Origin of the sequence: Bdellovibrio bacteriovorus (assembly GCF_001592755.1) — a bacterium.
Classification (GTDB): Bacteria; Bdellovibrionota; Bdellovibrionia; order Bdellovibrionales; family Bdellovibrionaceae; genus Bdellovibrio; species Bdellovibrio bacteriovorus_E.
In genome coordinates this window covers 348,029-367,058 of sequence record NZ_LUKF01000001.1, presented here as the reverse complement: position 1 = coordinate 367,058, position 19,030 = coordinate 348,029, and the positions used below count along the sequence as shown (strand labels likewise).

18 protein-coding genes and 1 tRNA gene are annotated in these 19,030 nt (G+C 44.9%); 11 read left to right on the top strand and 8 right to left on the bottom strand.

Going from position 1 to position 19,030, the window contains the following annotated elements; all coding sequences use genetic code 11:
- Nucleotides 1–158: 158 nt before the first annotated feature.
- The gene (gene lon / locus AZI85_RS01855) at nucleotides 159–2,663 is read left to right on the top strand and encodes an endopeptidase La (protein WP_063242469.1); all 2,505 of its coding nucleotides are present in this window, start codon (nucleotides 159–161) and stop codon (nucleotides 2,661–2,663) included.
- A 77-nt stretch (nucleotides 2,664–2,740) separates the two neighbouring features.
- Here the strand turns inward: lon and AZI85_RS01850 are convergent, their stop codons facing one another.
- A complete protein-coding gene (locus AZI85_RS01850; RefSeq protein WP_063242468.1) occupies nucleotides 2,741–3,220 on the bottom strand; it encodes a hypothetical protein in 480 nt (159 codons plus the stop codon).
- A gap of 251 nt (nucleotides 3,221–3,471) precedes the next feature.
- Nucleotides 3,472–4,734, bottom strand: coding sequence for an SUMF1/EgtB/PvdO family nonheme iron enzyme (locus tag AZI85_RS17605; RefSeq protein ID WP_155723888.1), 1,263 nt, complete (start codon nucleotides 4,732–4,734; stop codon nucleotides 3,472–3,474).
- A gap of 355 nt (nucleotides 4,735–5,089) precedes the next feature.
- Between AZI85_RS17605 and AZI85_RS01830 the strand changes: the two genes are divergently transcribed.
- The 7 genes from AZI85_RS01830 (at nucleotide 5,090) to AZI85_RS01800 (ending at nucleotide 10,821) form a co-directional block, all read left to right on the top strand.
- On the top strand, nucleotides 5,090–6,193 hold the full coding sequence (locus AZI85_RS01830) for a winged helix-turn-helix domain-containing protein (RefSeq protein ID WP_063242464.1): 1,104 nt from the start codon (nucleotides 5,090–5,092) through the stop codon (nucleotides 6,191–6,193).
- 9 nt (nucleotides 6,194–6,202) lie between these two features.
- Nucleotides 6,203–6,781 carry a hypothetical protein gene (locus AZI85_RS01825; protein ID WP_063242463.1) on the top strand — a complete coding sequence of 193 codons (579 nt, stop codon included), beginning with the start codon at nucleotides 6,203–6,205 and terminating at the stop codon, nucleotides 6,779–6,781.
- 65 nt (nucleotides 6,782–6,846) lie between these two features.
- A tRNA-Val gene (locus AZI85_RS01820) sits at nucleotides 6,847–6,922 on the top strand.
- Between the two features lie 157 nt (nucleotides 6,923–7,079).
- The gene (locus AZI85_RS01815; protein WP_155723887.1) at nucleotides 7,080–7,607 is read left to right on the top strand and encodes a hypothetical protein; all 528 of its coding nucleotides are present in this window, start codon (nucleotides 7,080–7,082) and stop codon (nucleotides 7,605–7,607) included.
- A complete protein-coding gene (locus AZI85_RS01810; protein ID WP_063242461.1) occupies nucleotides 7,601–8,800 on the top strand; it encodes a PilW family protein in 1,200 nt (399 codons plus the stop codon). The genes AZI85_RS01815 and AZI85_RS01810 overlap by 7 nt, the downstream gene beginning before the upstream one ends.
- Nucleotides 8,784–10,130, top strand: coding sequence for a hypothetical protein (locus AZI85_RS01805; protein ID WP_063242460.1), 1,347 nt, complete (start codon nucleotides 8,784–8,786; stop codon nucleotides 10,128–10,130). The genes AZI85_RS01810 and AZI85_RS01805 overlap by 17 nt, the downstream gene beginning before the upstream one ends.
- Before the next feature lie 151 nt (nucleotides 10,131–10,281).
- Nucleotides 10,282–10,821 carry a hypothetical protein gene (locus AZI85_RS01800; protein WP_155723885.1) on the top strand — a complete coding sequence of 180 codons (540 nt, stop codon included), beginning with the start codon at nucleotides 10,282–10,284 and terminating at the stop codon, nucleotides 10,819–10,821.
- A gap of 34 nt (nucleotides 10,822–10,855) precedes the next feature.
- On the opposite strand, the gene fghA is transcribed toward AZI85_RS01800, so the two are convergent.
- Both fghA and AZI85_RS01790 read right to left on the bottom strand, forming a co-directional pair.
- Nucleotides 10,856–11,692, bottom strand: coding sequence for an S-formylglutathione hydrolase (gene fghA, locus AZI85_RS01795; protein WP_063242458.1), 837 nt, complete (start codon nucleotides 11,690–11,692; stop codon nucleotides 10,856–10,858).
- 12 nt (nucleotides 11,693–11,704) lie between these two features.
- Entirely contained in the window at nucleotides 11,705–12,817 is a 1,113-nt protein-coding gene (locus tag AZI85_RS01790) for an S-(hydroxymethyl)glutathione dehydrogenase/class III alcohol dehydrogenase (RefSeq protein WP_063242457.1), read from the bottom strand.
- An 82-nt stretch (nucleotides 12,818–12,899) separates the two neighbouring features.
- On the opposite strand from AZI85_RS01790, the gene AZI85_RS01785 reads away from it, so the two are divergent.
- Complete coding sequence (locus tag AZI85_RS01785; protein ID WP_063242456.1) at nucleotides 12,900–13,796, top strand: LysR family transcriptional regulator; 897 nt, start codon at nucleotides 12,900–12,902, stop codon at nucleotides 13,794–13,796.
- 36 nt (nucleotides 13,797–13,832) lie between these two features.
- Here AZI85_RS01785 and AZI85_RS01780 read toward each other — a convergent pair whose 3' ends face one another.
- Complete coding sequence (locus AZI85_RS01780; protein WP_172795288.1) at nucleotides 13,833–15,035, bottom strand: hypothetical protein; 1,203 nt, start codon at nucleotides 15,033–15,035, stop codon at nucleotides 13,833–13,835.
- A gap of 268 nt (nucleotides 15,036–15,303) precedes the next feature.
- Between AZI85_RS01780 and AZI85_RS01775 the strand changes: the two genes are divergently transcribed.
- A complete protein-coding gene (locus AZI85_RS01775) occupies nucleotides 15,304–16,044 on the top strand; it encodes a L,D-transpeptidase (protein ID WP_063242454.1) in 741 nt (246 codons plus the stop codon).
- A gap of 102 nt (nucleotides 16,045–16,146) precedes the next feature.
- Nucleotides 16,147–16,782, top strand: coding sequence for a hypothetical protein (locus tag AZI85_RS01770; protein WP_063242453.1), 636 nt, complete (start codon nucleotides 16,147–16,149; stop codon nucleotides 16,780–16,782).
- Between the two features lie 71 nt (nucleotides 16,783–16,853).
- On the opposite strand, the gene AZI85_RS01765 is transcribed toward AZI85_RS01770, so the two are convergent.
- From AZI85_RS01765 to nadA, 3 genes are all read right to left on the bottom strand, one after another.
- The gene (locus AZI85_RS01765; RefSeq protein ID WP_063205485.1) at nucleotides 16,854–17,246 is read right to left on the bottom strand and encodes a hypothetical protein; all 393 of its coding nucleotides are present in this window, start codon (nucleotides 17,244–17,246) and stop codon (nucleotides 16,854–16,856) included.
- A 66-nt stretch (nucleotides 17,247–17,312) separates the two neighbouring features.
- Nucleotides 17,313–17,843, bottom strand: coding sequence for a 4'-phosphopantetheinyl transferase superfamily protein (locus AZI85_RS01760; protein ID WP_063242658.1), 531 nt, complete (start codon nucleotides 17,841–17,843; stop codon nucleotides 17,313–17,315).
- Between the two features lie 23 nt (nucleotides 17,844–17,866).
- Nucleotides 17,867–18,832 (bottom strand): quinolinate synthase NadA, encoded by a 966-nt coding sequence (nadA, locus tag AZI85_RS01755; RefSeq protein ID WP_063242452.1) that lies wholly within the window; start codon nucleotides 18,830–18,832, stop codon nucleotides 17,867–17,869.
- Nucleotides 18,833–19,030 lie beyond the last annotated feature (198 nt).

The following is a 19,030-nucleotide window of genomic DNA, read 5'->3' as shown; positions in this document are numbered from 1 at the left end:
TCTTTTTTTTCCGAATATATTTACTTCCCAGTAATCGTACTCATAGTTAAACTGAGTACAGGAATCTAACTTGGGTTGAAACGGATTTTTAACCGAAGTTGATTTGGCTCGAGTCTGAGAAGAACGAGTCTGCTCGTTAACCCAAGGGAGGGAGATATATGAGCGAGGGAAAAGTTCAACAACTACCACTTTTGCCCCTAAGAGACCTCATCATTTTTCCGCATATGATGATGCCTTTGTTTGTTGGTCGCGAAAAGAGTATCAATGCTCTTGAAGAAGCGATGAGCAAACAAACTGACATCGTTCTAGCGGCACAAAAAGATGCGAAGACGAACAATCCCGAGCCCAAAGATATCTTTGCAATCGGTACAGTCGGTACAATCATCCAATTACTTCGTTTGCCAGATGGAACTGTAAAAGTTCTTGTCGAAGGTAAACGTCGTGTAAAGATTAAGAATTTCGTAAACAATGACAACTTCTTCATGGTTTCTTGTGAAGCCCTGGATGAAGATTCTACGAACATCGTAGAAGCCCAAGCCCTTGTTCGCTCCGTAAAATCGACTTTCGAAACTTACGTGAAGCTGAATAAGCGCATCCCACCAGAAATCTTGATGCGTGTATCAACGATCGAGAATCCAGGTGAGTTGGCTGACATCATCGTTGCTCAATTGAACTTGAAACTAGAAGACAAGCAAGCCGTCCTAGAGATCATTGATCCTTCAAAACGTCTTGAGCACTTGTTGAATCTAATGACAGGTGAAATCGAGATCCTTGAAGTAGAGAAAAAGATCCGCACTCGCGTGAAGAAACAAATGGAGCGCTCTCAAAAAGAGTACTATTTGAATGAACAAATGCAGGCGATCCAAAAAGAACTTGGTGAAAAAGACGATTACCAAGCAGAGCTTCAGGATTTAGAAGTAAAAACTAAAGCTAAGAAAATGTCCCAAGAAGCCAAAGACAAGGTCATGAAAGAGATTAAAAAACTCAAAATGATGTCACCTATGTCTGCGGAAGCCACAGTCGTTCGTAACTACATCGACTGGGTTCTTTCTCTTCCATGGTATGACTACAATGAAGAGAAGCATGATCTTAAGAATGCTCAACGCATCCTTGATGACGATCACTGGGGCTTAGAAAAAGTAAAAGACCGTATCCTTGAATACCTTGCCGTTCTTTCGATTTCGAAAGACATGAAGGGTCCAATCCTTTGTTTGGCAGGTCCTCCAGGGGTCGGTAAGACATCTCTTGCAAGATCGATTGCAGAGTCTTTGAATCGTCCATTTGCGCGTATCTCTTTAGGTGGCGTGCGTGACGAAGCAGAGATTCGTGGTCACAGAAAAACTTACGTGGGTGCGATGCCAGGTAAAATCCTTCAAGCACTTCGTAAAGTGGACAAAGGTAATCCGCTCGTATTGCTCGATGAGATCGACAAAATGGCGAATGATTTCCGTGGTGACCCAGCAGCCGCAATGCTTGAGGTTTTGGATCCTGAGCAAAACAACAACTTCCAAGATCACTACTTGGAGCTTGAGTACGACCTTTCAAAAGTGATGTTTATCGCAACTGCGAACTCATTGCATACGATTCCACGTCCATTGTTGGATCGTATGGAGATCATCAATCTTGAAGGTTACATTGAGCAGGAAAAATTCCATATCGCTAAGAACTACCTAGTTCCGAAGCAATTGGAAAACCACGGTTTGAAAAATTATAAAGTCACGATCAAAGACGAAACGATCCGCGACATCATTCGTTACTACACGAAAGAAGCCGGCGTCCGTAACTTAGAAAGACAGATGGCGAATGTGTGCCGTAAGGTCGCTAAGGAAATCGTGATGGGTGAAACTGTTGAAAACTTCAAAGCTGAAGGCACGAAAGCCGCTAAAAAAGGCTCTGCGAAGAAAGCTTCGAAAACGACAGAAAAATCCGCAACGAACAACAAGAACGGCGGTTACGTGGTAACTCCGCAAAAACTGGTCGACTTGTTAGGTCCGCACAAGTTCAAGTTCGGTGTGATCGAGACGGAAAACGAGATCGGTTTGACGAACGGTATGGCTTGGACGGAAGTGGGCGGTGACCTTCTAGCTGTCGAAGTGAGTGTGGTGCCTGGTAAAGGTAAATTCACAGTCACAGGTCAGCTGGGTGATGTGATGAAAGAATCATGTTCCGCAGCGATGAGCTACGTACGTTCAAGAGGTCCTTTGTTCGGTTTGGATAAAGAGTACTTCTCTAACATCGACGTGCACATCCATTTGCCAGAAGGCGCTGTTCCTAAAGACGGTCCTTCAGCAGGTATCGCACTGACAACTTCAATTGTTTCGGCAATCATGAAAGTTCCAGTGAAAAGAACTGTGGCAATGACGGGCGAGATTTCACTTCGCGGTCGCGTGATGGCGATTGGTGGTTTGAAAGAAAAGATCCTGGCGGCTCACCGCGGTGGCATCAAGATCATCATCTGTCCTAAAGAGAACGAAAAAGATCTTAAGGACATCCCTAAGGAAGTGATGAAAGACTTGAAAGTCATCTTGGTAGACCACGTGGACCAAGTATTGATCAACGCTTTGGACATCAAGACTCCAAAAGAACTTTTCAAAGTTCAAAAAGAGACTGAGTTCGGCATTAAAGCTCAATACACAGGCCAATCAGTTCACCATCATCACTAAGATCAAAGAACAATTTAACTAAAAAAGGGTCGGTAGAAATACCGACCCTTTTTTTTTGGTACCTGCTTCCCTTTGTACTAAAAAGGTACCAGGTTCTTTTTGTACGGCGGCTGTTGCATTTGAGAACTTGGCTGACGAGGTGCCTCTTTCGCCGCAATGGTTTCTGGTGCCGAAGCTTCTTTCAGACAAAGCGGAGCTATGTTGTAAATCTGCGGTGGATCGTATGTCTTGTTATTGTAGGCATCAATACCCATTCCAATAATTCCACCAAATACAATGTTACCTAAAATCCCTGCTGTCGCATCGTAAGATGTTTTAATAACACCTTCGCGAGTTTCGTTATTGCAAGTCACGGAAATTGGAATGTCTTCTTTAGATCGAGAAACGAGCACCGTGGTTTGGCCGTTGAAAACTTGATATTGTCCGTCAGGAATACTGATTTGAGTTTCCCCTTTTTGCAATCCACCGACGAACTTCACTGGGATCTTTTCGTTTTTCACGATTGTCGCGCAACCACTAAGACAAAACGCAATTACTAACAGCATCTGTTTCATCATAAATGCAGGTCTCCTTTATGTTGTCTTTGAAACATCGGAGCTGTGGAATCAAACTTTATTGAATTTATGTGTCTCAAGCGGGGAATTAAGGATAACAAACGTAAAAACAACGGCTTATTTACGAACAAATTAAATTAACAAAAAAGTATTTTGAGTTTTTCACTGAAGAAACGGGTAGGTTTTCAAAGAGGAAATGGTGAGGGGAAGATACCTTACTAAAAAGTACCGCGGTATCTTCCCCCGCTAAAAAATTACTGAGGAGTGGTCACGCAACGAAAGCCTACGTTATTCATCCGTAGATTCCACGAAGCGGGTGCTTGCAAATCATCGGCGGTGATATCACCGATGTTCGCTGTAAAGATGCCAGTTGCTCCGGGAGAGTGAATACACACGGCTCCTCCACGAATGACTTTTCCGTTGCTGCCACCAAAAAGATTACCGAGGTAAACATCTTGTTTCGGCACCGATGTCATTCCTGTAAAGTCGAAGAGTTGTTTTGAGCCAGGTTTTACGTCCCAGTTATTGTTATGATAACTGCGCCCGTAAGGACTAGAAAGATCCGGTGTGTACGAGTTGCCATAGATAGTATCACTGACCCACTCCCACGCATTCCCTGCAAAATCCCAAATCACACTTCCACTCGCAAGAACAAAAGTTCTTCTTTCCGAGCCGCTGTTTTTTCCAGTGCCCGAATATGGATTTGTTATATCAGAAATTTCGATCGGCTCAGTCCAGCCTGAATAAAATCCGGTATAAAGTCTTCCCGTCTTGTGCGCATTTCCCGACCAGTTGGCAGCGTTGTTATAAATTTCTAAGGCCGCCGCATTCCATTCTGCATTTGTCGGCAAACGATATTGGGATCCCAAAGCCGCACAAGCTGCGGTTGCCGTAGCTTTTCCAGCAAGCCAAGGTTTTCCGGCCGCTTGAGTCTTCGCGATCGAGTTCACATTTTTCATTTCAAACTTCGCCAGACAGAAAGCACTTGTTCCAACGATGGCGTTCGCACTGACGTACTCATAATTCACAGGACAAGTCGTCCCCACCGGAGGCGCTGGAGTCGGTTCCGGTTGTGGAGCAGGACTTGGTTCGGGAACTGGTGTCGGTAATGGCGCAGGACTCGGCTCCGGCGTTGGTTGCGGAGAAGGGCCTGGCGAAGGCTGAGGCGTTGGAACCGGCGCTGGGCTTGGTTCTGGTGACGGAGCAGGATTGGGCTCAGGCGTTGGAGCTGGAGACGGTGAAGGATTCGGCGCTGGATTTGGTTCTGGCTCTGGTGCTGGTGCAGGACTTGGTGTCGGACTTGGCTCCGGCTGTGGTGTTGGTGTAGGTTCTTCCGGTGTCGGCGTCGGAGTGGTCGGATCCGTTGGCGAAGGACTCGGAGAAGGCGACGGCGAAGTCACTGGAGGTCTTACCGTTGAAGAATTATCCGCGGGTAAAGAGTCATCTGAAGAAGACGAACACGCCGAAAGAAAAGTTGTTAGCGTGAGCGCAAGCAGACACAAGCGAGCCGTCTTCATTCATCAGCCTTTGTTAGGAGTTAAAAATATCTTCACCGATTTTTAACGTGCTTACGAATTTCTCTTATGTTCCTTCGCAAAATTCGGACTTTCGGAACACTGTGTTTGGACAATGATCTAGGCGAACAAAAGTACAATTCCAATCTTGGCAAAGAAAAAATAACTAAAAGTGCCGGAAGCCCAGTGCGTTAACTCCCGCGCTGGAAGCGGCTTCTATTACATTCCTGAAATCAATTCTCAACATGCTTATTTAATGAGCAACTGTCTGCGTCTTACATTGACGAAATCCTGACAATCTGTAAAAACCTGTATCCCTGCGAGTAATTCGAAATTTGTTTTGGAGTTTTAGGAACTTATGAACCAACTAGATCGTGCCTTTGAGCTCGGCAAGTTATACTGTGACCGCGGAGAGTTTTCTCCAGCGGTGGAGCATCTTCAAGAGGCTTCCAAAGGATACTTTGCTGAGAAAAATTTCTCTCAATACTTAAAGTGCCTTAATTTGCTATTGCGTATCTTTGCAGAGCGCGAGCAATTTGAAGAAATCAATTCAACAAAAGAAAAACTTCAAGATCTAGTTCTTAAAGAAGGCTTCGAACTTAACTCCAAAACATATTACACACTCGCAGTGTGCGCTTCTTATAAGGGTCAACTAGAGACAGCGATGGACTATTTGCAAAAGGCATTGGCTATCGGTCTTGCTTCCGACAATAAGGAAGATATCTGTCATGCGATCTTTGGTCTGGCGATGGTTTATTCTCATCCCGCGACCGCTCGTCATTCGGATGCGCTGAAAGAAATCTACAATCTGCAAGTGTTCTTCCAAGTGTATCAAATGCCGGATCTTCAGGCGTCTTCGCTTTTCTTGAACGCGGACATCTTAAAGCAAATGAAAAAGTATGACGAAGCTATCGAAGTACTTTGGAAAGCTTATGACATCGTCAAAGAAACTCGCAACGTCGTGATGTCGAACTACCTTATGGGTGGTTTGGCAGATGCTTACTTCGAGATTGGCGACAAGGATATGGCAAGAACCTACATCACTCTTGCGCAAAAATCCGTAGACACTGAAAATCACCGTCGCTTGGGCCGTATGGTTAAAGCGTTGGCTGAAAAAATCGGTGGCGAGACGCAAACTAATTTCGATCTTATTTTCGATGAACCCAACCACTCAGTGATTGAGAAAAAGTTGGGTCGCATTGATTTCAAAAACCAATTCATTCTTTTGGATTTGTTGCGCTTGTTTGTTCAGAATCAAGGTCACATTTATTCAAAAGAATTCTTGGTTGAAAACGTATGGAAGCAACCGTACGATCCTGCAATCCATGACAATAAGATTTACGTCACGATCAAACGTCTGCGTAAATTAATTGAACCGGATTACGAGAAACCAAAATATATTTTTAGAGCCAAAAATGGATATTACATGAATAAAGCGGCTCGAGTTCATTTCGAGCACTAGGGGGGATTCATGTTACGCAGCTTATTGTTAGCAACAATGATTGGACTCATGGGATTTACAGCTTCGGCTGCAAATTACTATGAGACTACGACTGAAGAAGAACACATCATGCCAGCCGGTGATGACCGCTGGGTTCCATGGCCTTGGGCGATGGTCCAACCTTTCCCATGGTCTGATATCCAAGGCTTGTGGAAAGTAGAGCAAGGGGACTTTACTTCTTACTTCGCTTTGAAAGTAGTTCGTCAAAAATCAACAGGCATCCGTCAGCTTCAAGTGAAGCAATTCGACGGTGATACTTGCCGTGTCCTTGCGACAGGTGTGGGTATTGAAAGAAGCAACAAAGTGCTTGCACAAATGACGAGCAAATTGGGCGCGACTTACAGAGTTCAATTGTCAGCATTTAGTGAGAAGGACTTGCAGGATCTAACGATCCCACCTCTTAAAGGCGATATGCCTACAGAGGCGGTTATGGTTCTTTCAATGGGTGCGCTTGATAACAAAGGCATCGAGGGCATGGTTCATATGCAAATTATGAAGATCTCTGCCCATTTGACTCAAAAAGTCTGCCTTGAAGATATAAAAAAGTAAGAAACGTTAAAAAAGATATTGCTATTAAGAAGGACCATTGTTACAAAATGGTCCTTCGAGACGATAGGGAATTAGCTCAGTTGGTAGAGCGCCACCCTTACAAGGTGGATGTCGTCGGTTCGAATCCGGCATTCCCTACCATTTTTCTTCAAAATTTATCTCGCACTAAAAACCACCGACTAAGGTGGTTTTTTTATTTGTCACAAGCATTACAGTAAATCGGCGAACCCAGTTTATAGGCCAGAACATGAGATAGGTTCCTTTACTTCGATTTGTTCGAAATATAGGCTGTGTCTATATGTACGTTTCCGGAACAGACGCTGGGCTCACTATTATCGAAAGCCTTGTCGGCATACTCGTAGTGTCTATAGCTACGATGGCGGCCGCGGTGGTTTTCAATAATTATTGGGCGGTTTCCTCGGATCTGTCTCGAGAAGGAAAGTCCAACGATCTTTCGGTGACGATCTTCACGGATATTTTTAAATCCCCACTTTATAAAATCAGAAATCTTTGTAGCGACAGAAATGCCTGGACTCAAAAAACCAGCAGTAGTTGCGAAAGCATCACCTTAGCTAGCGAAAAGGTGGGAGTACCTATTAATGCGGATAATATCGAAGACATCCCCGCGATGGGCGAGCTCCTAGGAAAAAATTTAGCGCTCTTTATCGGCCCCCACTACGCCTCCCCCAGTTGCATCGACTTAATGTACTGCAGACATATTGTGGCAAACCAGCTTTTGGAGCTTTCGTTTAACTATTATTATTTCTCGGCGAAAACGCATAAGCTTGAAAATAAAACCGTCACAATCCGGAGAGGCCCTTGGTAGCGAATCAGCGCGGCTTTTCTTTGATTGAAATTTTAGTCGCGCTAAGTGTGACCCTTATCGGCATCTTTGCGATTACTACGGCGTTTTCAGATATCTCTAAAGATTTTAATAAAGTCTTCTTGAATAGGTCGATTAAGACCGAAGCCAATCTGCTGATGGGATTCTTGCAAAGAAATATGCTAAGGTCCGACATTCATTTTTACGGCTTTACCGCACAAACTTCGGGGCTGCCTTTGGGAAGAATTGTGATTCCCTATGAAGGACGATGCGCGAATCTTACTGAACCCTGCGAAAACTCGACGTCTTACTTATGGGTTTACTCTGATGTGAAGAGTCCGTCTCTTCCGGTTATTTGTCCCTTGGATGAAAAAACTCTCTTAATTGATGCCTCCGTCGACGACTTTGGGAATTTAAATGTGTCCGGAAACTCTGTAGAGGTCGGCGCCAACGGAACACAAATGCCGACGGGGGAAATCGATCTTTCGCAAAATACAGTTGTCGCCTTAACCGATGAACCCAATTCAGTTCTATTTTCTGTCAGCGGAAGTTTGCAAAAATTTGATCCACAATACAATGCAGAGACAGGCACATTTGCAGAACCTCGCTATGCCGGCAACTCTGACTGTATTAAGTACACCAAAAATAGAAATCAGCTTTATACTCTTCCGATAAAACCATTTCTCATTCCTGACTCTGGTGTGAGTGCTCCTGACAGTCAGACAGTTTTAAATGCGATGGGCCGGCCACCAGTGAAACTGTCGCCACTAAGACTCATGAGTGTAGGGATGGGCCTTGTCGATGGCGAAATGAACTTAGTCGTGAATGACTGCGCTTTAGATTCGACAAGCAAAATTTCCTGCACGAAAGTTTTTCTTAGAACCGAGGGCGTCGTCAGCCTACGTGCGCAGCAAATTTTCAATAAGCCCTTTGCTGGAGAGAAAGTCATTCGGGCCTCGGCGTTTTCGAAAAACTATTGCGATGGGTCTGGCTGTGAAGTGCTGCCTATTCCGTCGCCCTTGCCCGTTTCTTTAAATGGCGAGATCGATGGGCAGATTATTAAAACGTCCTTTTCATTAATTAAACAAGAATTCATCCACACCATCAGTTTTTATTTGCAAGTGAATCGCGATTACAAAGCGAAGAAAACGAATCCCGAACTTTTCAACGAGGCTTATCATGTCAGCTCGTTCTAATCAGCGCGGGAATATTGTGATGAGTTTAATGCTGATGGGAGTTTTAGGACTTATTGTTAGTGCCGTGCTGGCCATCATCAACGATCAAATTCACGAAGCCAAAAGACAACGACAAAGTTCTCAACACCGATTGACATTAAGTTCCGCCATCGAAACATTTATGGTGGCAGTACGCTTTGCAGAGGCGAAGTATATGATTGAAGCCCGCCATTGCGATGATGCGCGGCTTTTTCTTCGCGCTTTAGCAGAAGGCCATCGCTGCACGAAGTTGGGCGCAAAAAAAATTTCTGTATTTACGGTGGCGGACCTTGCAGGGCTTTCGCCTGAAGAGCGCAGTCTTTTTTCTTATGCAAATGGATGGCAAATCAATGAAGACGAACCGGCAGATGGGCCGCTGACTCGCAAAGTGATTACCATCAATATGGAACGCATCCATGTGGATTTCTTTTATAACAACACCTTCACGACAAAGGATCGTGCGGAATTCAATGCCGTTCTTTATGTGAATGGGGAAAGAACGGCTAGTAATCGTTTCTCGCTATTTACCTCGGATTCGCCCAATCGAATGCATCTTGATTCAGGAGATCTAAAAATAGTTCAGCAGTATCCCGTAGCTAATGACCCCTGCCGCAATCAAATGTGGTCTAAGTATCGGCAGTACACCGGAGTTTCCTGTGATGACATCGCGAACCTAGGAGGCGGCACGGGAGTCGCTTACTATCGTGGCGACTTTTTTGGTTTAAGAGCTAATGACGGTCAAATTGTTAATTTTCGGAATTTGAATAGTGGCTCTTACATGGTTGCTGAAAATGGAAGTTTAGCCGGGCAAAAAGTCTTTCCGGTTTATGATAAAGAAGCTTTAACTAACGTAGATGATATTGAAATTGTCGGAGAAGACCAAGGCGAAGACCAAATCGTCTCTGTCCATGGGGGCGGAGAAAACACCGTCATTAGTTACTTAGAAACTTCGACAAAGACTCTGGTGCCTATATGTAAATTAGGTCAGATGGGATGGTCTCACGGAATTTCCGGCATTGCGGGAACGACCGGCAATCACAGCTTAATATTCGATCCATCAAGCAGCTCCGCTAGCGTTTCAACATTTTTATTGAAAACGGACTCTGGGAAAATTCTTTACGTGTTGGTGAAATCGATCGCGGATTCGGGAGAACTTTCCGGACTAGAACCCGAGTTTTTAATCACGCATACGAGCGGTCGAAGATTTATTTGTGTGGGCTTTCCCGATACCTATGAGCAAGATATCGAAAACAGTCGAACGCTGGGATTGACTCGTGGAAAGCAAATCAGCAGACCATATTATATTTTTTAAAAGGGGAGTCATTATGAACGGTTTAAACGCCATATTAGGAATACTGCTAATTTTCGCTGGCTCACAAGCTTTCGCCGCGAGAACTTTGATTTCCCCACCATTGGACTTAATGTCTTATCACGACTTCAAGAAAACCGTTTGGGAAGAGCCCATGAATCTTTCAGAAGGCACTCCTATTATCTCGGGATTTGTCGTGAAAGTGACGCTTTCGAATCTTTCAAAACTTCCGCAGACGGGAACGATTTCCTTCAATAACAGTTCAGGGACGTTTGGAAACAATATGTGCTGTCCGGCTTACAGCATGAATACTACCTTAGTAGTGTGTGGCAATGTCAGTGGAACGAAAACCAGTAGTACGAGTGCCATTACGAATTATGCTGGCGAAGGCAAGTGGTCCTTGGCGCCTAATAGCTCAACTGTGGTGAGTATCGTAGCTATGGGGGAAGGAACTTACTCTGCAACATTGGGTCCGGCAAAAACCTTTGCAACTTCTATTACATTGAGTGGAACGTTGAAAGTGACAGTGAACGAAGATCGGGGAGCCATTCAGGGATCTATTTCTACTTACCCGAATTCTTCTTCCGGCGGCACCTACTGCAGCTATTCTTGGAACAATATGATGTATGGTAAATACATCAATGTCAGTGGCACCGATCAAGTCATTCAATTAAACGGGGGCAGACCCTTTTAGTTAGCGGACATGATCTGCCCGCTAACTAAAATGATTACTTCAGCGCGGCGGCGTGGTGTTTGATATGTGATTCAATGAATGTCGCGATAAAATAATAGCTGTGATCGTAACCTTCACGCAGGTTTACTTGGACAGCTTGGTTTTTTTCGCGGCAAGCACTTTCAAAGTTTTCTGGCAGAAGTTGTTTCTTTTCGTAAAACTCATCCTTCGCACCTTGATCGATTAATATCTGGTGGGGATGTTTGCTTCCACTTTTTACCAATTCTGTCGCGTCGTATGTTTTCCATTTAGACTGATCTGAACCTAAGTAACCGGCAAAAGCCTTCTGTCCCCAGGGAGCTAACATAGGATTCGCTATCGGCGCAAAGGCTGAAATCGAACGGAATTTTTCGGGATGACGAAGACCCAAGATCAAAGCTCCATGTCCACCCATAGAGTGACCCATGATCGAGATTTTATTTGCGGGAACGTTAAACTCGGTTTGTAAAATCTGGTGAAGTTCGTTCGCGACATAGCTGAACATCAAATAGTGATCTTTATAACCATCAGTCACGGCATCGACATAGAACCCTGCGCCAGAACCGAAGTCATAAGAGTCATGCTCTTGCGGAAGATTCAATCCACGCGGGGACGTATCGGGGCAAAGCACCATCAGACCTTGTTCTTCTAAATGAGCCTGCGCGCCTGCCTTAGTGATAAAATTTTCGTCCGTGCAAGTAAGACCGGAAAGCCAGATGACGGCGCCTTTTACTTCCTTAGAAGGAGTGAAAGTGGAAAACTTCATCTTCGTTTTTGTCGTTGAAGACTCATGTTCCCAGAACTGAGTCTTTCCGCCAAAATTTTTATGTGATTTCAATTCTTGAATAGCCATGAAGAACCTTCCTTATGCCATTTTAATGACAGAGCGGATGCTTTTTCCTTCGTGCATATAATCGAACGCTTTATTGATATCTTCAAGCGGCATCGTGAAAGTCACCATGTCGTCAATGTTGATTTCACCTGACATGTACTGCTCTACATAACCTGGAAGCTCCGTACGGCCTTTGACTCCGCCGAAAGCAGATCCTTTCCATACGCGTCCGGTGACCAATTGGAAGGGGCGAGTTGAAATCTCCTGTCCCGCACCAGCAACACCGATAATGATAGATTGACCCCATCCACGATGAGCACATTCTAAAGCCGCACGCATTAACGAAACATTACCTACGCACTCAAACGAATAATCAACGCCCCATTCGGTCATTTCAACAATCACTTGTTGGACAGGCTTATCAAATTTCTTAGGATTCACGAAATCAGTTGCGCCAAATTTTTGAGCCATTTCCCACTTACCGTCATTGATATCAACGGCGATGATGCGAGAGGCTCCGGCCATTTTTGCACCTTGAATGACGGAAAGGCCAATGCCGCCCAAACCGAAGACTGCAACGGTGGAGCCTTTTTCAACTTTCGCCGTATTTAGAACCGCACCGATTCCCGTAGTAACACCACAACCAAGAAGGCAGACTTTATCAAGGGGAGCTTCAGGATTTACTTTCGCAAGTGCGATCTCTGGAACGACAGTGTACTCAGCAAATGTAGAACAACCCATATAGTGATGAATCATTTTGCCGTCTTTAGAAAAGCGAGATGTTCCATCAGGCATAAGACCTTTGCCTTGAGTCGCGCGAATGCGAACGCAAAGATTCGTTTTGCCTGAAAGACAGAATTTACATTCGCGGCACTCAGGAGTGTAAAGTGGAATCACGTGATCGCCCTTTTGCAAAGTGGTGACGCCTTCACCAACCTCAACAACGATACCGCCACCTTCGTGACCTAGAATGACCGGGAAAAGACCTTCAGGGTCACTTCCTGATAAGGTATAGGCATCCGTATGGCAAACGCCTGTAGCTACAACCTTGATAAGAACTTCTCCTTTTTTAGGTCCCTCAAGATCAACTTCTTCAATTGATAAAGGGGCTCCTGCTTTCCACGCTACGGCTGCTTTTACTTTCATCCTAGTACTCCTTTTAAAGAGCCAAAATATCACGGAGCTTGTTGCCTTGACTAGAGCCGCCTGGGAACAATACTGTTTCCTTATGGAAACAATAAAGTCACTTCAAGGCATCGTAGAATTTGTGAGTGTCGGTGAAGCCGGAAGCTTCTCGGAAGCTGCTCGGCAGCTGGGCGTATCCAAGTCTCACATTAGTAAAATGATCCGCCAGCTCGAAGAGGACTTGGGCGCCACTTTGCTTTTGCGTTCAACTCGAAAAGTGCAATTGACCAACCTAGGTGAAAAATACTTCCAAAGTTGCCGGCAGTCTTTATCAAATTTAAGAATCGCAAAAAGTGAAATAACGGATTTATCACAAACGCCTGCCGGCACCCTTCGTATTTCGGCAGCGGGTGTTTTTGGTGAAGAATATATTGCACCAGTGCTTATCAAGATCGCGAAAGACTATCCGAAACTGAAAATTGAATTGGATTTCAGTTCTCGTTTGGTTGATTTGATTGAAGAAAAATTCGATGTCGCCATACGTATCGGAGAACTTAAAGACTCAAGCTTAGTCGCACAAAGAATCGCAAGTCGATTAGAATATGTCGTGTGTTCAAAAGGCTATTTACAGCAAAAAGGGAGTCTGCAAGATCTTTCAGATCTTACCCAGCACAATTGCCTGGGCGAGCGTCTTCTATGGACATTCAAAAAAAGAGGAAAGCTGATTCAAGTTCCCGTGACCGGGAATTTTAAAAGCAACAATCCACGGGTGATTCTAAAAGCCGCCCTTTCTGGCCTTGGAGTCGCTCGCTTGCCGGGCGCCTATGTATTTGAAGAAATTAAAAAAGGAAGACTTGTTTCAGTTTTGGATCAATACAGCGAAGGAAAAAAAGACATCTGGGTTTTGACTCCAGCCCGTAAGCAAAATCTGAATGTCAGAATGTTCGTGCAGGAATTGAAGAGCTATCTTGCCGAAGGATATAACGACGTTCTGTTTTAAGCGAAAGGACCCGCGAAAGCAGGTCCTTCACTTTTCTTACTTACTATCAAAAATTAAAACACGGTTATTCATTGAATCAGCCACGATCAAACTATTCTCTGCAAAGATCACTTCCCCGGGGGTCGCCATAGATCCTGCATTCGGCGGATTGGGTGCCGAGTTCGTCGTCATGCTGTTTTGTCCTAGCACTCGATCCGCAGGTTGTTGAGTGCTTGTTGGAAAGCGATCCCAGATAAGAACGCGGTTATTTCCTTGTTCAGACAAAAACATCTGCCCTGCAGGATTGGCGCTGACCGAGAACGGAAGATTCATGCTGCTCCCAGAAATGCCGCCGATGTTCGCAGTATTAGAAGTAAAGTCAGGTTGACCTAAAACAAGATCAGCGGGTTGACCATTCTGCGTAGGGAATGAGTTCCAAATAAGCACGCGATGGTTTTCTCTGTCAGCGACTACGAACTTCTTTCCGTCAGACCAGACACTCGTTGGACCATAAAGTCTTGACGCTGTAGCTCCATTGATCGTCGTAGAATCACACGTCGTGAAATCGGGTTGGCCCAGAACTAAAGAAGGTGAAGGAAGATTTCCCGTAGGAACAGAATCAAAAATCAAAATACGATGATTGCCTGTATCCGTGATAATCAGCTTTCCGTTCACGACCGTCACGTGGGAAGGAAAGTGCAAAGTGTTTGCCGCACAAACACCGGGCATTGGAGTGACAAAATCAAGGGAACCAATCACCACATCCGCATTCGGATTTCCCGTTGTTGGAATGGAATTGTAAATGAGCACGCGGTGATTAAAGGAATCCGCGACGATCAATTTCCTTCCGAAGGTTTTTGCCGAAGTGGGGCGGTACAGAGTATTTGCCGCAGGTCGACCTGCGCCCGCGCCCCCATTGGCTCCGCCACTCGTGAAGCTAGATTGTCCCAACACGGCTTCGGCTCCCGAGCCTGAGCTTGCGTGAATCGTCGCAAAAGTAGTGATGCGATTATTTAAAAACTCTGTGACCCGTAGGACTCCATAGGGATCCAAGTCCAATCCATAGGGAGTTTTCAACTTTGTTTGCGTGGTTCCCGAAGAGTCCGAAGTGAGGTTGGCTTGCCCAATCACGCGCGAGGCAAGCTGTCCGTCGCCTAGGTTCAATTTGTTGTAGTTTTGGCCGGGAGTATCAGAGCCTCCGCCTCCACCACCAGAGCATCCAATTGATACGATTGCGAATAGGGCAGGAAGAAATTTCATAACGAACTTCATTTCACACTCCATTTTTGGGATCGCGTAGATATTGATGAAATTTTAGGAAGTCTTTGATACGGGCGCAAATTTGATTCAGATGTCATTTAAAACGAGCTGACGAAGGGCTTATGTCAAATGTGGAATTATTTTCCTAATCTCTGATTTGTTACAAGATGACCAAAATTTGTACGCGCTTGGAAAAATTTTTGTTAGACCACGGGGGTATTGATTTTAACAAATGCTTAATCTTTGCCAGCTTTGATGGGGAGAATTCATGAAGGGCCTTTTGACGATTTTCTCGTTGTTGTTACTTGCGACTCTATTTTCTGTAAACTCGTTCGCTCAATCTCGTAACGAAGCTGAACGCCGTTTGATGGTTGAAGACAGCTACGAAGCTCCTCGCGGTCAGCTTCTCGACGAAGAAGCTTACTTCCGTGGCGAAACTTACTTGAACCAATACACAAACGTGATTGTGATCAACAAAGCAGCTAGTGGCCCCATGGCACAATCTCTTCGCCTTTACACAAACCGTCAGTTGATGTTGAAAACAAAAGTATCTACTGGTCGCGAAGATCTTGAATACATCACTCCGATCCGTGGCGTGATCAATAAAATCTTCAAAGGTTCTACAGAGTCTCACTGGAGACACACAACTCGTGGTTTCTACACTATTAAACGTGTTGAAAACGCTAACTACCGTTCTGGCGAAAGCAAATTCAAAATGCCTTACGCTATGTTCTTCAATGAAAAACGTGGTTTGGCTGTTCACCAAGTCCCACCAGATCTTTCTGGCGGGGAAGCTGCGGGTGAGGCGATGTTAGGTAAACGTGCCTCTTCTGGTTGCGTGCGCGTTCATAAAAACCACATTTACACGATCTATTCTTCAGTTTTGGCAGCAGATAAAGGCCAAATTCCAGTACTTGATACTCGCTCAGGCCGTCCTTTGGTGGATAAATACGGCGAAGTCAGATACGAGCGTGGTTATAAAACTATCGTTATCGTAGAGGAATATTAATCCCGACGGTCCTCGTCTTGACCCTTACATTAAATGGTCATAAAAAAGGCTGGTTCACCCGGCCTTTTTTATTTTAAAGCACCGGGGTTTTAGGAGTTTAAAATGAGTCTTCTTGAGTTGGTAAATGTCCCAGATGAGCAACGCGATCATAAATGGGAAATCGATTTTTTCATGGCAATCACTCAAGGAAACGTAAAGCTTCTGCATGAAGCTCCTCAAAAAGGTCCCGATGGTTGGCCGTATCTTTTAGTCGAAACTGGCGAAGACGCGACTGAAAACGCAAACAAAGTCATGCAATGGTCCGCAATGAAGGGCGTCGGTATCGCCGTAAACCCTCGCAAAAATTATCCTGATTACGTTTTTACTTACGGCATGCTTTGGAACTTCAAAGAGACTGGTTTGTTCTACCAATCCGCTGACGAATCCGTTGTCGGCACCGTAGAAATGCCGACAGGTCAAAAGCTACATGCCGGCCCGCCAAGCCCGCAATATCTCCCGCAATATGTGCGCAACATCTTAAAAGAATTTTTCCGCGACCAAGCCGTTCTGCGCCCACGCATCCTTGTAATGAGCACAGACCGCAAACACTACGACCTGGCATTCTCTCTAGAATCCCTAGGCAACCCGCCAACCAAAGAACACCAAGGCATCGCCGAAGCCATCAGCTGGTTCCTGCCACCACATTATTCCGTAGTGCTAGTCTCAGAAATCGGCCTCCCACCGTTCACCGACCTCTAAGGTGCCTGAAAATAAAAAAGCCTGCGTTTATCTCGCAGGCTTTTTTATTAACGAAAGAATTTAAAAAGCGATTAGTCTAATTCACCTGGTTTAGGCAATAGATCCATCAAGCATTCTCTCCAGTATTCTGGAGCTTCTTCGCTGTAGTCTACGGCCACATAGAAACCTTTTTTACCTAGAAGCTGCGTGCGAGTGATCACACCAGAAATTTCTAAGTTCATTTCTTCAAGGTGCATGAAAACGCGGTCACCAATAAGAACATCCAAGGTCAAATTCTTGCGAAGAGCCGTTGGAATCAAATCGTCACGCTTAATCAACAATAGAAGTCCCGTTGAAGAAGCTTCTACGATCTCGCAGTTTTTTGCGATCTTTGCGAAATCATCCAGTGATGTTAGATACGAAATGTGAATGGGAGAGACTTCTTTCCTTGGAGCCACTCTGCGATTGTATTTTGCTGTTCCCATATTTACCTGCCTTCGAACGAGTACATTAACATCTGTAATAAACTCTTCGGCAGGACCAGACCAAAGTTAAGAGTAAAAAATAAAAAAGCTGAACGTGTGTGAAGAAGAATGAACGATAACACCCCTGTTTTCAGAGGGAGAATTAAACTCTCGAGCATTTATGAGTCGATATGTCTCAATCTGAGAATCAATATTTTGCCAGTCCCCTATAGAAATTTTCGAAAGGACCGAGGGCTGTTCATAGGCGCGAAGCGCTTTAAAAGCAGCTTCCTTTGCGCACCACAAAGAAGAAAGACTGGGAGCAACCAACATCTCTTCTTCTTGAGAAATGCGCGCCATCACCGGAGCCGTCACACGCTCACGCACTTCAACGTCGACACCAACAGAAGAAGGCGCAATCACCGCAACACCAAGATCAGGACAATGAGAAATTGAAGTGTAAAGACAGCGGCCGTTCAAGGCCTTCATAAGTTCACTGCGAATCAAGGGGCGATTGTCAGGATTTTTACTTCCCCACTCAGTGCGCATAAGCACTTCAAGATCAGAGCAGGGAAGGTGCTTTTTCAAGGACTCGATAACGCTTTCAGAAAGTGTCATGGCTTCGAGTCCTCTTTGAGAAATTAAACCGTAAATTCTTTCGGCCAAGAAACTTCTTTGCCGCTTGTGATATCCATCATGCGATCCAAAGACGTCTTAGCTTTTAAGCGCAACTCTTCATTCAGGTGAACTTGGGGCTTGAAGGTCTCAAGCGCGTGCTTGATTTTCTCCATCGAGTTCATCTTCATGTAAGGGCAGTTATTGCAAGAACAGCCAGAATCCAAAACCGGAGCCTGGATTAATTCCACATCAGGACGCTTCTTCTGCATCTGATGGAAAATGCCAGTCTCTGTCGCGACGATAAATTTCTTCGCCGGATTTTTTTCAACTTCTTCAAGCAGGCGAGAAGTAGAACCAATCACCGAAGCATACTGAAGAACAGACTCGTCACACTCAGGGTGCGCGATAACAACCGCATCGGGATGTTGAGCAATAAGCTCAACCAATCTTTTCGCATTGAAAAGAACATGCACTTCACAAGCGCCATTCCAGTATTCAAACTGACGATTCAATTTCTTAGACAACCAACGACCCAAGTGCTGATCAGGTCCAAAAAGAATTTTGCGATCTTGAGGAATAGACTCAACAATCTGCTGAGCATTTGAAGAAGTGATAATCACGTCAGAAATAGATTTCACTTCCGCCGAAGAGTTAATGTAAGTAACCGCAATCCCATCCGGATGCTGACGACGCCAAGCCAAGTACTTATCGTAAGGAGCACCCTTCACCAAAGAACAACTGGCTTCCATATCAGGAACCAAAACCGTCTTCGTAGGATTTAAAATCTTCACACTTTCAGCCATGAAAACAACACCAGCCAAAAGAATCACATCCTGCTGAACCTGCTGCCCCATCTTAGCCAAATAAAAACTGTCGCCAACATAATCAGCCACATCCTGAATATCACCATCTTCATAATAGTGAGCCAAAATAACGGCATTCTTCTCTTTTTTTAAACGCTGAATATCAGCCACGATATCATAAGACATAAAAAAACCTCGGGCCCCAATTGTAACCCAATTGACCAACAACAGCCCTCATATACTGCCAACCAACCCTTTTGACCAGCCCAAACACACCGTAACCTGACAGGGAAAAGGCAACCAGAGTTGAAGCCGTTGCTAAAACGAAATTAGCTACCAAAACGCGACAGTTTAGAACGATTGAGGCTTCTAGGGTGGATGGGA